General features: G+C 69.3%; 10 protein-coding genes. 4 read left to right on the forward strand and 6 right to left on the reverse strand.

Annotated elements, in window-relative coordinates; all coding sequences use genetic code 11:
- Positions 1-120 precede the first annotated feature (120 nt).
- Entirely contained in the window at positions 121-465 is a 345-nt protein-coding gene (locus ACF088_RS09685) for an STAS domain-containing protein (RefSeq protein WP_392374882.1), read from the reverse strand.
- Positions 466-1,243: 778 nt separating this feature from the next.
- Here ACF088_RS09685 and ACF088_RS09690 point away from each other — a divergent pair.
- Entirely contained in the window at positions 1,244-2,257 is a 1,014-nt protein-coding gene (locus ACF088_RS09690; protein WP_392374883.1) for a hypothetical protein, read from the forward strand.
- A gap of 781 nt (positions 2,258-3,038) precedes the next feature.
- On the opposite strand, the gene ACF088_RS09695 is transcribed toward ACF088_RS09690, so the two are convergent.
- From ACF088_RS09695 to ACF088_RS09710, 4 genes are all read right to left on the reverse strand, one after another.
- On the reverse strand, positions 3,039-4,124 hold the full coding sequence (locus ACF088_RS09695) for an ABC transporter substrate-binding protein (RefSeq protein WP_392375016.1): 1,086 nt from the start codon (positions 4,122-4,124) through the stop codon (positions 3,039-3,041).
- 569 nt (positions 4,125-4,693) lie between these two features.
- On the reverse strand, positions 4,694-7,594 hold the full coding sequence (locus ACF088_RS09700; protein WP_392374884.1) for a SpoIIE family protein phosphatase: 2,901 nt from the start codon (positions 7,592-7,594) through the stop codon (positions 4,694-4,696).
- 339 nt (positions 7,595-7,933) lie between these two features.
- Positions 7,934-8,746 carry a class I SAM-dependent methyltransferase gene (locus ACF088_RS09705; RefSeq protein ID WP_392374885.1) on the reverse strand — a complete coding sequence of 271 codons (813 nt, stop codon included), beginning with the start codon at positions 8,744-8,746 and terminating at the stop codon, positions 7,934-7,936.
- A gap of 289 nt (positions 8,747-9,035) precedes the next feature.
- Complete coding sequence (locus ACF088_RS09710) at positions 9,036-9,818, reverse strand: Asp/Glu racemase (RefSeq protein ID WP_392374886.1); 783 nt, start codon at positions 9,816-9,818, stop codon at positions 9,036-9,038.
- Positions 9,819-10,204: 386 nt separating this feature from the next.
- Here ACF088_RS09710 and ACF088_RS09715 point away from each other — a divergent pair, with 386 nt between their 5' ends.
- Together ACF088_RS09715 and ACF088_RS09720 are read left to right on the forward strand one after the other, a co-directional pair.
- Positions 10,205-11,059, forward strand: coding sequence for an alpha/beta fold hydrolase (locus ACF088_RS09715; RefSeq protein WP_392374887.1), 855 nt, complete (start codon positions 10,205-10,207; stop codon positions 11,057-11,059).
- Positions 11,060-11,318: 259 nt separating this feature from the next.
- Positions 11,319-11,912, forward strand: coding sequence for a pyridoxamine 5'-phosphate oxidase family protein (locus tag ACF088_RS09720; RefSeq protein ID WP_392374889.1), 594 nt, complete (start codon positions 11,319-11,321; stop codon positions 11,910-11,912).
- A 191-nt stretch (positions 11,913-12,103) separates the two neighbouring features.
- Here the strand turns inward: ACF088_RS09720 and ACF088_RS09725 are convergent, their stop codons facing one another.
- Positions 12,104-13,078 carry a helix-turn-helix transcriptional regulator gene (locus ACF088_RS09725; RefSeq protein ID WP_392374891.1) on the reverse strand — a complete coding sequence of 325 codons (975 nt, stop codon included), beginning with the start codon at positions 13,076-13,078 and terminating at the stop codon, positions 12,104-12,106.
- 83 nt (positions 13,079-13,161) lie between these two features.
- On the opposite strand from ACF088_RS09725, the gene ACF088_RS09730 reads away from it, so the two are divergent.
- Positions 13,162-13,905, forward strand: a complete 744-nt coding sequence (locus tag ACF088_RS09730; protein WP_392374892.1) for an alpha/beta fold hydrolase — start codon at positions 13,162-13,164, stop codon at positions 13,903-13,905.
- Positions 13,906-14,087: the final 182 nt, after the last annotated feature.

Consider the following 14,087-nt stretch of genomic DNA (forward strand, 5'->3'; position numbering starts at 1 on the left):
AGACAGTTGGACCGCGTCAGGTGAAGGGGGCCGCCGACGACATGACCGTGGCTCGGGACCCTTTCGGAAAGGGGGTCGCTGCCGCCGCCTGGCCGCAGTAACCGCCCTATGCCGGCTCCGCTACTCCTCGATGGTCACGACGATGTCGAGACCGGCATGCCGCAGGGTGCGCAGAACGGCACGGCGGGCACCGCGGATGGTGACGGAGACCGTCTCCGGCGCATGTGTGACCGCGCGGAGCAGGGCGTAGGCGCACGCGAGGCCGATCCGCTCAAGGCCGCTCATGTTCCACACCCAGGTACCTGCCTGCCGCAGGCGCCGGTCAATGAGGAGCTCTTCCAGTTCGGGCAGAGCCTGAGCGTCCAGGATGCCGGAGAAGGTCAGGACGGCATGCTGCTCGTCAGCCTCGGTGAGCGCTACGGGTACGCGCTCCGGCTGGGCGGACTGAGGGGGCAGGGCTGGCACGTCGACCTCCTGGCAGCACGTCGAGGACATTCCTCCATAGTCTCAATGAATGCGCATCATTCGCCAAGCAGCCGCCCGATGGCGCGTGCCGCCCCGGGAGCCGGACCTCCCACGGCGATGAGTGTGGCCGGGGCGGAGCCGGTCCAGTCGCCATGGCCCAGCGGGTGCAGCCGCGGCTCACCTACCGCGACGGTGCCTGGAGGCCACGGCGGTCGCACGATCCGCCAACGGCTTGGTGATGAGGGGGCGTTGAAGGCGTCGATCGATCTCCTCATTCCGGTGGTGGGTGTACGAGAATTTGCCCTACGAGGTGGCCTGAGAGGCAGTTACCGTCTGCGGATGGCTCGTGGCGAGAAGAAGGCCTGGCGCCTAGTTGATTTTGTTGATCGCTCATTCGACGGTGTTGCGTTTCCTGTAGCGCTCGGTGTCGAAACCGGGTGGTCGTCCCCCGCGTGAGCCTTTGCGCAGGCGGGCGGCCCGGCTGTCGATCACCTGCCGGTGATCCCGCCACCGGCCACAACGGTTGTTGCTGACCGGCAGGAACGGCTCAAGCCGTTCCCACGCCTTATCCGTCAAGTCACCCGCCCCATACCAGGGACAACGAACCGAACGTCAGACAGCCACATGATCAGGCGGACAAGCTCTGGTGCTCTGGCCGCGAAGGTTCGCCGGGTTGGTGGTTGGCGCGATTGGGTAGGTGGTGCGCCGGGCTGAGCCTTTTGATGCCAGGGCGACCTTCCCGCGACAACAATGGACGTTGTTGCACACACAGTTGGGGGTGCTGATGGTTGAGACAGTGGTTCAGATCTTCACGCAGATGGCTGGCGGGGCTCTGACTTCGGTGGGAACCGGGGTGGGACAAGCGGTGTCAGACATCGTGCGCGAGCGCTTCGCGACAGATGAACGTGGCCGTTCGGCAGTACAGGCAGTCGACGACCAGCCCGGAAGCCCGGAGGCGACAGCCTCACTCAGATCCGTGCTGCGAGCCGAGTTGGAGGCCGACCCGGAATTCGCCCGGAAGATCTCCGCCGCCTTGGAAGAGCCCCCGTCAGCCGCACCCTCACGCTCGGCCTCTGGCAGCATCACGATTGACGGCACAACGATGCGGGGTAACCAGACAATCGCCCTTGGACCCGTGACATTCCACAACACACGCAACGTCCGTCTGTCCCTGGCCGGAGCCGCCTTGGTCTTCCTCGCCCTGGTCATTCTGGGAATTTACGGCGGGACACGCCTGATCACCGGGGGCGATCCCGGTCAGGAAAGAGCTGTGACGGCGCTGAGCGCCGCGGATCTGCGTCAGGTAATTCCCGGCCCGGGAAGCCTGCCGGCAAAGTGGACACGGCCCAAACCACCCGAGCACCTGACGAGAAGCCAAGCTCCAGGGCTGGTCGCGGTCGAGGCCGTCGACTATCTGATGGGGGACCCGGACGCCGAGCTGTCCATTATTGCCGCCGGTTTCACGGACACGGGCAAGGCCAGCGACTTCCTCCGCGCCGTGAAGAAGTCGAGGGACCCGGACGGACAGGCAGAGAAGGAGGGCGCCAGCTTTCCGATGCCGAAAATCGGGGATGAACTCTGGGCCGTAGCTGGGCCCGCCAGCAGTACGCACCCCGGCGGCGCCTACCTAGTTGTGCGTGTCGGCACAGTTGTCGTGAGCATCAATGGCTATGACACCGACGACCAGGCATTCGCCACATCGCGGCTGGAAACGTTGACGAGAATGATGGCTGAACGGGCGCAGCAGGCGCAGAACGGCCAAGCTCCGACCGCCTATGTACGCGATGCCTGAATCGCACGTCAGCCCCGGCCGGCGAGCCGACTGCGCCCAGTTCGTGGCGGTGCTGGAGAAGATCCGCGTCCCCGGCTCGGGCTGGGCAGGTCCCGCAAGAAGCCCGATGGCATCGCGGATGATAAGGCCTACAGCACCGGGCCCTGCCGCCAGTACCTGCGTCGGCGGAGCATCCGGCACACGATCCCGGAGAAGAGCAACAGCCAGGCCGCCCGCCTACGGAGAGGATCACGAGACAGATGACCACCGGGCTTCGACGAGGACCGGTACAAGCAACACAACACCGTGGAGAGGGCCATCACCAAGCTCAAAACTCCCGAGCCGTGGCCACCCGTTATGACAGGCGCGGCTACGTCTTCCTCGGCACAATCGCCGCTGCCGCTCTTGTCATCTGGCTTCGTGGATGAGCGGCCGGACGAGAGTGCGGCATCCGGAAGCTACGAGCCGGGTTTGGCCGACAGGAGGATTCGGGACCGTTCGAAATCGACGGTGATGATCCGCACGGAGATCTCCTGGCCCTCACGGAGGGCCTCCGTGGGATCCGCAACAGGCCCGGAGAGTTCGGTGAGCGGAACACAAGTCCCTCGACACAGTCGGCGATGCGGACGAAGGCCCCGATCGGTGCGATCTTCGTGACATGTCGTACGCCTTCGTAGTTCCTTCGTCGCTGTCGCTGTCGCTGTCGCTGTCGCTGTCGCTGTCGCTGTCGCTGTCGCTGTCGCCGTTGTCGTCGCCGGCGTCTTCGTCCTCTCTTCGTCTTCGCCGGGCCGGCGATGGTGGATCAGTTGCCCACGGTTTTGGCCCAGTTCTCACGGACGGTGCGGAGCGCCTGGTTCAGCTGGGCCTCGGTCGGGAACTGCGGTGTGCCCTCGATGGTCGGCAGCCGTGCGGCCAGGGCCTTGTCGAGGGTGCCGTTCTTCGCCATGACGGCCATCAGCACCGGGCGGGCGTAGTCCACCAGGCGGAGATTCTGGCCTTCCGGACTGAAGAGGTACTCCTCCCACAGCCGCGCCGCGGCCGGGTGGGGGGCGTCCTTGTTGATCGCCTGCGCGTAGTACTGCGAGAAGCTGCCGTCGAAGGGAATGGAGACCTTCCACTTCACGTCCGTACCGCGCAGTTGGTCGATGTGCTGCAGGTTGAGGTAGTCCCACTCGATACTGATCGGCGTCTTTCCCTTGGCAATCGCGGCAGGGTTGGGGTCGGCCCGGTTGTAGTTGCCGCTCTTGTCGAGCCGGGCGAAGAAGTCGATGCCCGGCCGGATGTCGTCGAACGACCCCCCGTTGGCCAGTGCCGCCGCGTACACGGCGGCGAAGGCAGATCCCGCGATCGTGGGTTCGCCGTCCATCGAGACCAGGCCCTTGTACTCCGGCTGGAGCAGATCCGCGAAGGACGCGGGGCAGGTCCGGACGCGGGCGGCATCGCAGCCGATGGAGATGTAGCCGCCGTAGTTGTTGTACCAGCGGGCGTCGGCGTCCTTCTGCTCCGGTGGGAGCTGGTCGAACTGGGCGACCCGGTAGGGGGCCAGCAGGTTCTGCCGCGCCGCGGTCTGGGCGAAGGAATCCCCGAGGTCGACCACATCGGGGGCGCGCTTCTGGCCACGGCGGCGCTTCATGGCATCGATCTCCTGGCGGCTGTGGCCGTACGGATTGTCGACGACGACCTTGATGCCGTACTTCTTCTCGAAGCCGTCGATCAACCCGCCGTAGTTGGCCCACTGGCGCGGCAGCGCGATCGTGTTGAGCCTGCCCTCCTTCTTCGCCGCCTTGATCAGTGCCGCCGTCCCGCCCACCTCCGCGGCGGACCCGGCCCGGGAGGGTTCGACCGGCCGGGTGGGTCCCGCCTCCTGGCAGGCACCGAGACCGGGCATCGCAAGGCCGAGACAGCACAGGAGGGCGCCTGCGCGGACCCGGTGATGTGTAGCCACGACGCCTCCAACAGGGCCGGGTGGGGGAGCGGTCCGCCGGGCGGGTGGCGGACGCGGACCAGGGCAGGCCATGACACGGTGCGTTCGCATGGCCCGTACAGCGGCCCCACCGTCGGCGACGGCGCACGCCAGGAGGTGGGGCGGAACGCCGCCGGGGCCTCGCAGGCTCACCGAGGGGGCGTCCCCGGCACTCCCGCAGGGCCGCCGATTCCTTGCCATGCGGGCGGTCCTGGCGCCACCCCGCCGCGACGGTCACCGCCCGAAGCTTCGCTCTGCAGGAATGGTCCCGATCAGCCTACTCTGCCCCCTTGCGGGCACCGGCCAGGACGGTGATCGGGCCAGGTCGTAGCGGCGAGTAGGCCCGGCGAGCAGGCACCACGCGCCCGGCGAGCAGGCACCACACGCGCGGTCGGCAGGCCCCACGCGCGCAGCGAGCAGGCGGCCACACCCGTACGGAGGCATGCCGTTCTTCCGCGGGCGTGGGTGCGGGGCGTGGGCGCGGCGCCACGGCCTCACCACTCCCCGTCCTGCGCCCAACGGCTGAGGAGGTGCTCCGGTGACTCCTCCTCCGGGGGCAGGGCGTCGGGGCCGATCGCTTGTGAGGCCCAGATCGTCTTGCCCCTGGGGGAGTAGCGGGTGCCCCAGTGCTCGGCGAACTGCGCGACGAGGAAGAGGCCGCGGCCGTCTTCGTCGGTGGCCTTCGCCTGGCGGATGTGCGGGGAGGTGCTGCTGCCGTCGGAGACCTCGGAGATCAGGGTGCTGCGGGTGTGCAGGAGCCGCACGTGGATGGGCTCGGCGCCGTATCGAATGGCGTTGGTGATCAGTTCGCTGAGGATGAGCTCGGTGCCGTAGGCGATGTGCTGCAGACCCCAGGCCTCCAGTTGGCGGACGCAGGCGTTGCGGACCGGGCCCACCGCCGCCGGGTCGCGGGGCACGTCCCACTCGGCGACGTCTGCCGGGTCCAGCCGCCGTGGCCGGGCCACCAGCAGCGCGACGTCGTCGGTGGACCTGGCGGGCAGCAGCGCTTGCATGACGGTGGCGCAGGTGTCCTCCGGCGTACGGTCCGGTCCGGCGAGTGCCGCACGCAGTGCCTCCAGTCCCGCGTCCAGGTCGCGGCTGCGGTTCTCGATCAGCCCGTCGGTGTAGAGCACCAGCCGGGAGCCCTCCGGCAGCGACAGCTCAGCGGCCTCGAAGGGCAGGCCGGTGCTCAGGCCCAACGGCGGGGAGACCGGAGGGTGCAGGAACTCCACCCTCCCGTCGGGGTAGGCCACGGCCGGCGGCAGATGACCGGCCGTGGCCGCGGTGACCCGCCCGGAGACGGAGTCGTAGACGACGTACAGACAGGTGGCGCCGGTGATCGCCGGTCCCTCGTCGTTGTCCTCGTCCTGGACGTCGAGGCGGGTCACCAGCTCGTCCAGATGGCCCAGCAGTTCGTCGGGGGAGAGGTCCAGGGCCGAGAAGTTGTGCACGGCGATGCGCAGCCGGCCCATGGTGGCCGCCGCATGCAGGCCGTGGCCGACGACGTCGCCGACGACCAGCGCCACCCGGGCGCCGGGCAGCGGGATGACGTCGAACCAGTCCCCGCCCACTCCGGCCTGGGCGGGGAGATAGCGGTGCGCCACCTCCAGGGTGTCCTGGTCGGGCAGGCCGCGCGGCATCAGGCTGCGCTGCAGCGTCATCGCCATCGTGCGCTCGCGGGTGTAGCGCCGGGCGTTGTCGATCCCCACCGCGGCCCGCCCCGCCAGTTCCTCGGCGAAGGACAGGTCCTCGTCGTCGAAGGGCGGGGTGTCCCCCGACCGCCAGAAGTCCACCAGTCCCAGCACCACCCCCCGGGCGCGCAGCGGTACGACCGCCAAGGAATGCACCCCGTGGTCCAGGATGCGTCGGGTGCGTTCCGGGTCCTGGGACCGCCAGGCGGACGAGCCGGCCAGGTCGGGCTCCACCATGGAGCGGACCCGGTCCATATTCGCCGCCACCGGGGCGCCCGGGACGGACCGGATCAGCTCGCCGACGGGGTAGAGGGGATGGTCCGGCGCCAGGCCGGCGAGGGCCGTCCGGCGCAGCCCGGTACCCGCCACGGCCGGCTCCTCGCCCTTCAGGACCGGGTCCAGCAGCTCGACGGTGACGATGTCGGCGAACCGGGGGACCGCCACCTGCGCCAGTTCCTCGGCCGTGCGGACGACATTGAGCGTGGAGCCGATCCGTACCCCGGCGTCGTAGAGGAGCCGGAGCCGCTCGCGCGCGACCTCGGCGCGCCCTGACAGCCACCTCAGTTCGGTGGTGTCGCGCAGGGTCACCACGCTTCCCTGGTGGGCTCCGTGGGTGGTGGTGGACCGCTTGTTGAGCGCCAGCAGTCTGTCCTGGGCCAGGTGCACCTCGTCGGTGGCGCTGCGGTCCGACGCCAGGAGTTCGGCGGTGCGGGGGGCCAGCCCCAGGTCGCCGACATGGCGTCCCTCCGCTTCCGCCGGCAGGTCCAGCAGCCGCCGTGCCTCGTCGTTGGCCAGCAACAGCCGCCCGTCGCGCCCGACGATGAGGACACCCTCCCGCACCGCATGCAGGACGGCATCGTGGTGCTCGTACATCCGGGTCATCTCGGCCGGTCCCAGACCGTGGGTCTGTCGGCGCAGCCGACGGCTCACCAGCCCCGCGCCGCCGCCGGCAAGAGCCAGTGCCACGACTGCGATGCCCAGGAACATGGGCAACTGCCGGTTGACCGACTTCTGCACCTTCTCCACCGTGACCGGCGCGGCGACGAGGGCGACGACCCTGCCCGAGGCGTCCTTGACGGGGGCCGCAGAGACCACGGAGAGACCCAGGGCGCCCTGGAAGGTCCGGGTGAAGGGCTTGCCCCGGGCGGCCTCGGCATACGGGCCGATGACGTGCTTGCCGATCTGCCGCGGGTCGCTGTGGGTGAGGGTGATCCCGTCGAGCTTGTACACGATGAGGGCGTCGACGCCGGAGGCCTTCCGGGCCGCCTCGGCGAGCGGTTGGAGCTTCGCGGTCGGATCGTCGCTGTTCAGCGCCTCCTGAAGCCCCCAGGAGTGCGCGAAGGACTCAGCGGCGGCGAGCGTCCGGTGCCGGGCGTCGGTCATGGTGTCCCGCCGGGCCTGGACGACGAGGGCCACCACTGCCGCGGCGACCAGCAGCACCGCGAGCACCAGCTGGAGGAGGAAGACTTCCCGGGCGACGCTGCGCGTGGTCACGGAGGGGCGTATGCCCTGCGGACTTCCGGCACCCGCACGACCCCCGGCCTCCGCTGGGTGTTCGTCCTCCGCAGGAGCTCCTCCGGCCCCCGCAGGGTGTTCGTCCTGCTGGTCGCCGGTGCTGTTCCCGGCAGGGGGCGTGCCCGGAATAGCGGAACGGCCGGGCGTGCGGCTCAGCCAACGCCGGAAACGACCCGGATTTCCGCTCATGCTCCATATTTATCCTGCTTCGCCTGGACGCTGGCAAGGCGTGCTACGGCAGTTGCCCCACGGGAGGGCGAGAGGCCGCCAGGCTGTGGCCGTACCGGCCCTCGCCGCCCGACGGTGTGCCGGGGAGGAGGGCAGGCGCGGCGGCGGGGGAGGCCGGGGAGGTGGGGGAGATGGGGGAGGCGGGGGAGGCGGGGGAGGCGGGGGAGGTAGGCGAAGCCGGGCCGGGACCCCAGGGGCAAGACGAAGGCGGTGGCCACTGTCCCGTGCCCTTCCCTGTGCCTGTGCCGTTGCCTGTGCCCGAGCTGCAAGCGGAAGGCCGGGGCCGGTCGGCTTTCCTGCTCAGGCCGGCGTGTTCGGGGTGGCGCCGGGGCGGCGGCCCCAGGCGGAGATGGTGACCTGCGGGATGTCGATGAACGCCGGGTCTTCGAGCAGGGTGGCGAACTCGGTCAGGTCGGCTTCGGTGATGAGGCCGTCGGCGAGGAGGCCGGGGGCCGCCTGGGTGATGAGCGGGAGCCAGCGGTCCTTGCCGAGCCCGCCCATGCAGCCGAGGTTTCCGGCGAAGGCCACCTCGGTCAGCGCGTTGCGGGCGAGGAGGGCGGGCAGGGCCCGGGCCCAGGTCATATCGGCGCCGTGTTCGCGGTATGTGCGCTGATAGGCGTCGAGGATGCGCTGGACCAGGGGGAAGGGCGAGGTGTCGGCCGGCAGGTGATAGGGCTCTTCGATGACGAGCCAGCCACCGGGGGAGAGCCAGCGGGTGGCCCGCGCGATCATGTCGTCCCGTTCCGGGAGATGGCAGAACAGGTAGCGGGCGTGGATCAGGTCGAAGCTGCCGGGCGCATAGTCCTCGTGCGTGATGTCGGCTTCCTGGATCTCCAGGTTCACGGCCCGGTCCGCATCGAGGTGGCGGGTGTCGAGGTCGGTGGCGACTACGTGTCCGTCCGGGCAGCGTCCGGCGAGCCAGTAGGCGATGGAGCCCGTGCCTGCGCCCAGTTCCAGGCAGTTCCAGGACGCTTCCACGGGAAGGCGGTCGAGTATGCCGGTGGTGAATGCGTCGACGCTGCGTTGGATGGACTCCAGGCGGTCACGTTCGCGGTGGGCGTCGTTGCTCAACAGGCCGCTGTTGTACGGGGTGGTGGCAGGCCGCTGTGTCATGGGTGCGCCTCTCTCGTGCGGGGTGGCAGGGGTGAGTTGATTGCGGCGGTCCGGCATGACCCGTGCCGACATCGTCGCGCTGGTGAATCAGCCGGCCCAGGAACGGCTCGGCGCACTGCACGACGCTGGAGGCGGGTCTGCTCCGGACAGTGGGCAGCGGAGACACCAGTGCTGGTGGGCGTTCCATGGCCGACCGGGCAGGAAGAGGTGGAGCGGCTGCGTCGCCTTCGGAGCCGGCAGCGCAGGGCCGCCGGCCTGCATCGGACCGGGGCGGCCCTGCGGCCCGGGGTCACACGGTCAGCAATTGTTGGCGAGGCCCGACGGCACGCTCGCCCACCGCGCGCAGGGCCGCCCAGATGGTGGCCTGGTTGACCGTGACGACGGGCTTGCCGAGCTCTTCCTCCAATGGGGCGATGAGGTCGTAGGTCGGCAGCGCCGTGCAGCTGATGAACACGGCATCGGCCTGCGGGTGGACGCCGGCCCGGACCGCCGCGGTCACCTGCTCGTAGGACACCTCGTAGATCTCGTGGACGGAACCCAGGCCGAGGTCGGTGAGGGACAGCACCTCCAGTCCCTCGCCGGTCAGGTACTCGTGCAGCCGCCTGCCCACCGGCGGCTCGTAGGGATGCACCACGGCGATGCGCCGTGCCTCCAACGCACCTAAGGCCGCCACCACCGACCCGGCCGAGGTCAGCGCCTGGGGGGCACCTGCGCTGCGCATGGCCTTGCGAAGTGCCCGTTCGCCGGCGGCTCCCCCGACAAAACTGCACGCCGTGCAAAGGTAGGTGACGACCTGGGAGCCGATCGCGCAGACCTCACGGGTGGGCCGGTCCACGCACCGAGGGCGGTTGAGGGACGAGACCAGTTCGAGGTTGTCGGAGAACGTCACAGGGTCGGTACGCGCGATGAACAGCGATGCCGTCTCCGGCGCCCAGCGCCAGATCTCCCGGTCCCGGTCGAAGTCGAACGAAGCAACCACGCCCACTCTGGACCGGGGGTGCGAGACGCGCGCACCCTGCGCGGTGTTCGGTGCTGTCACCTCTGTGTAGTTCCGGTCTGTCACATCCGCCATGGCTACTCCCACGTCTTGTGCCGCTGGTCCGGCTGGTTCAGCTGGACCACTCACAGTAGAGCGGGGGCCGGATAAGGTCTCCGGCCCCCCACCACCCCTGCCCCTGTGTGCGAAGGGGGAACAGGACCTGGCGAACCGGCCATTGGCGAACGGGTCCCGGCGGCGTTCCCGAGCTTGGCTTTCTCACTGCGGAGCGCGTCCTTGGCCTTCTTCGTGGCCGCGCGCGGGCCGGTGCGGTTCGGTCCGGCACGGCCTGGCGCGGCCTGGCGGGAGTGGCGATCGGCTGGGCCCTTGCTCAAGTGGCACCACGGAGTGCGCACTTCGCGGCCGACGAGGACCCTTAACCCGGTGCTCGGAGTGCTGTGCGCCTTCTACATTGAAGCCCAATGACACTCTTACACGTTCATGACTACGGCGGCGATGGCCCTCAACTGGTTCTCCTGCACGGTTACACGCGGTCGCTCACCGACTGGGACGCCTCGGCCGCCCTGCTCACCTCCGGGCACCGCGTCCTCGCCGTCGACCTTCCCGGGCACGGCCGCTCTCCCGGTATCTCCCCTTGGACCACCCCCGCCGTGGTGCGCCACATCGCGGACACGCTCGACGCGCATGGCGTGCCGGAGGCCGTAGTGGTGGGCCATTCCCTCGGCGGACTGGTCGCGGTCGAGTACGCCCGGGCGCACCCGGACCGTACCCGTGCCGCCGTGAATCTCGATGGCTTCTGGTGGGGACGGGAGTACCCCGGCGCTGAACGGGTGAGTGAGGGACTGCTGGCGTCGGCCGGGGGCATCGAGCCACCCGAGTACATCGAGGAACAGGTCCTCAACTGCGCCCGGTTCGGGATTCCCGCGGACCGTGCGGAGGCCGCTGCCCGCGCGGCCGCACGCCCGTTGCCCGACGGTACGTGGCAGACGCTGCCCGAACGGGCGGAGGCGCTGGAGATCGTCGACGAACTCCACAGGCTCGGCGCGCTCGGTGTCACCGCATGGCTGGACGGGGTCGACTGCCCGCTGCTGCTGGTACAGGCCGGCCGACGGCTACCGCCTGCGCCTGGCATGGAGTGGTTCGGCGAATTCAGAGCCCGGTTCGCACGAGGGGTCTTTGATGAACTGGCCGCGCTCTCCCGCACCCGGTCGACGGTCAGTGTCGACCGGATTGACGCCACCCACCCCATGATCATGGAGACTCCGGAAACGGTGGCGACGCTGGTCGCCGGGTTCGTTCGAGGACTGCCCGACTGAAGAATCCGGCACCGTTCACGACCCCCGCTTTCGTCTGCTCTCCCGCTGCTCGAATGCGGAGGTGAAGAAGCCCCGTTGCCCTGTCTGTGCAGATCAACGGGGCGGTCTGCCGTGAACTCGTGGCCCATGAAAGGGGGTTCGCGGACCTGGGAGCCTCCGCAGAATCCGTTGTCCCGGTGCCGGCGGTGGTCGACGCCTCGGCGCGTGATCCCTGCCGTCTGCCGCGCGGGAGAGATCTCCGTCCTGCCATCATCGGCCCATGGGAAAGAGCTACGAGCGGATAGCGGGCAGACTGCGTGCCTTCATCGAGGCGCAGCACATCTTCTTCACCGCGACGGCGCCACTGGACGGCGGCGGCACCGTCAACCTTTCACCCAAGGGCTTGAACGGCTCGTTCGCCGTGCTTGACGAACTCACCGTGGCCTACCTCGATTTCGCCGGCAGCAACGCCGAAACGATCGCCCATCTGCGCGAGAACGGCCGCATCACCCTGATGTGGTACGCCTTCGACGGTCCGCCCAACATCGTGCGCGTGCACGGCCGCGGAGAGCCGGTCTTCCGCGACGATGCGCGTTGGGCGGAGCTGATGGAGTACTTCCCGGACATCGAACCGACCCTGCACGGCCTGCGCGCGATCATCGTTGTGACCGCTGAGAAGATCCGCGACACCTGCGGGTACGCGGTCCCGTTCATGACCTATGACCAGGACCGCCCGCTGCACGCGTCACGCTTCGCCCGCGAGTCCGATGTCTCGCTCGGCGTGTACTTCCAGAAGAAGGAGCACATCGCGACCAGCATCGACGGCCTGCCGGGGTTGCCGCTGCCGCTGCCACCGCTTCCGCGCGCTGAATAGAGCCCAGTCGTTGGGGCGGACACCACTGCGGATCTGCCCGGAAGGAACCCGGACCGGCTGCCCGACCACCATCACCATCACCATCACGAAAAGCCCGTCTCGGCGATGGTCTGTCGCGCTGCGGCCGGGCACCGCACGCTCCGCCCCGGGCCCCGCCGGTCGGCGCCGCCCTGGGTTCGATCATTCGATGTCTACTCTGCCGTGTCCCCGGATGGTCGTTCGGCGGCGGCCGTGAGCTGTTGGGCCAGGTCTTTGAGCGATTGGCGCAGTTGGTCGGGGCTGTGGACGGTGAAGGGCCATTCCAGGGAGGCGAGCAGGCGAGCCACGCTGTCCAGCCGTGCGGCCTGCGCGCGCATCAGCACGCCGGTGGGTGTGGCGGTGAGGGTGGCGATCGTGCGGGGCAGCCGGCGCGCGATGTCCTCGATGGGGCCCTCGATCAGTACCTCGACCCGCCATGGTGCGGGTGTCCGGGCCAGGGAGGCGGTGAGGTGGGTAACCGGGTCGAAGTCGTCGGGGGCGGTGAACGTTGCTGCGCCGGGTGTGGCGGAGGCGATCCGGTCGATGCGAAAAGTACGCAGGCCGTCCCGGAGATGGTCGTGACCGACGAGGTACCAGCACCCGGAGTGGAAGACCACGCCGTACGGGTCGACATCGCGCTCCGTGTGTTCCCGGTGCCAGGAGCGGTAGCGCAGGCCGACGGTGTGACCGGAGCGGCATGCCTGCGCCAGGGTCAGCAGGACGCCCGCTTCGGGGGCCTGTGCGAGCACGGTGTCGGTGGTGAAGGACAAGGTGTCCCGCATGGCGGCCAGCGGTGCACGCAGCGGATCCGGGAGCACCCGTTCGAGCTTGGCGAGGGCGCCGGCGCCGGCTGGAGCGGTGGTGCTCATGCCCAGGCGGTCCCCGGCGAGCAGGCCCAGCATGATCACCAGGGCTTCTTCGTTGGTGAGCATCAGCGGTGGCATCCGGTAGCCGCGGGCCAGCCGGTAGCCACCGAAGCGGCCTCGGTCGGATTCCACCGGGATGCCCAGCTCGCGCAGGCGTGCCGCGTAGCGCCGCACCGTGCGCACATCGGTCCCCAGGCGGTCCGCCAGCTGTGCACCGGTCAGGCCTGGGTGTGTCTGGAGGAGTTCCAGCAGGGCCAGTACGCGCGTCAAGGGGTATGACATGGATCACTCGGCATTTCAGGGCGGAAACTGTCCTGTATGGACTCTACTCTCGCCGCAACCCCTTAAATCCAAGGAGAAACCGTATGGCTACCTTCGTACTCGTCCCTGGTGCCTGGCTTGGAGCCTGGGCGTGGGAGGACACCGCGCAGGCGCTGCGGGAGCGCGGCCACCCGGCGCTGCCGGTGACGCTGACCGGCCTGGGCGAACGATCCGCCCTCGCCACCCCGGAGGTGGGCCTGGACACGCACATCGACGACATCACCGCGTTCGTGGTGGAGCAGGACCTGCGCGATGTCACCCTCGTGGCGCACAGCTACGCGTCGGTACCCGTCACCGCCGCTGCGGGCCGCCTCGGGACGCGCCTGGAACGGCTGGTCTATCTCGACAGCGCTCCCTTTGCCGAGGGCATGTGTCTGCTCGACGTCATGCCGGAAGACGTGGTGAACCAACTGCACCAGCAGGTTGCCGAGTACGGAGACGGATGGCAGCTGCCCTTGCCGCCGGTCGAGCTTCTCGGCACGCTCAGCTCCCTCGAAGGGCTCGACGAGGGCCGGCTCGACCTCATGCGCACCCGGGCCACGCCCCAGCCCTTTCGCACCTTCGCACAGCGGCTGAACCGCCCTGGTGAGCTCGCCCCCGACGTCGACCACGTGGTGGTCGCCTGCCACGATGCCCAGGCCCTGCTGGATGCCGGGATGCCGGAGCTGGCCTTCCTCAGCCAGTCTCCGTGGCGGCGCTTCCATCTGCCCACCGGACATTGGCCCATGCTCTCCACACCCGTCGAACTCGCCGAGACCCTCGACACGGTCGTCTCTTCCGGACACTGACAGCCAGGGCCTGCTGCGCCCGCTTCTCGGCCGCCCCGCCCGACGACCGAAGAGGAGAAGATCAAGCGCTGCGGCAACAGCTGCGGCAACAAGAGCCCCTCGTGAGGTGTCGGCCGCACAGCACACCGCCCGCCACCTCCTTTCGGCGGCGGGCGGCACGGGCCTTTTCCCGGCCTGCGGTA

The organism is Streptomyces sp. NPDC015125, from assembly GCF_043080045.1.
Taxonomy (GTDB): Bacteria; Actinomycetota; Actinomycetes; order Streptomycetales; family Streptomycetaceae; genus Streptomyces.

Bases quoted from the DNA above. Each gene is read 5' to 3' on its own strand.
- ACF088_RS09695 (WP_392375016.1), bottom strand. From the start codon at position 4,124: ATGCCCGGTCTCGGTGCCTGCCAGGAGGCGGGACCCACCCGGCCGGTC.
- ACF088_RS09700 (WP_392374884.1), bottom strand. From the start codon at position 7,594: ATGAGCGGAAATCCGGGTCGTTTCCGGCGTTGGCTGAGCCGCACGCCC.
- ACF088_RS09705 (WP_392374885.1), bottom strand. From the start codon at position 8,746: ATGACACAGCGGCCTGCCACCACCCCGTACAACAGCGGCCTGTTGAGC.
- ACF088_RS09710 (WP_392374886.1), bottom strand. From the start codon at position 9,818: ATGGCGGATGTGACAGACCGGAACTACACAGAGGTGACAGCACCGAAC.
- ACF088_RS09715 (WP_392374887.1), top strand. From the start codon at position 10,205: ATGACACTCTTACACGTTCATGACTACGGCGGCGATGGCCCTCAACTG.
- ACF088_RS09720 (WP_392374889.1), top strand. From the start codon at position 11,319: ATGGGAAAGAGCTACGAGCGGATAGCGGGCAGACTGCGTGCCTTCATC.
- ACF088_RS09725 (WP_392374891.1), bottom strand. From the start codon at position 13,078: ATGTCATACCCCTTGACGCGCGTACTGGCCCTGCTGGAACTCCTCCAG.
- ACF088_RS09730 (WP_392374892.1), top strand. From the start codon at position 13,162: ATGGCTACCTTCGTACTCGTCCCTGGTGCCTGGCTTGGAGCCTGGGCG.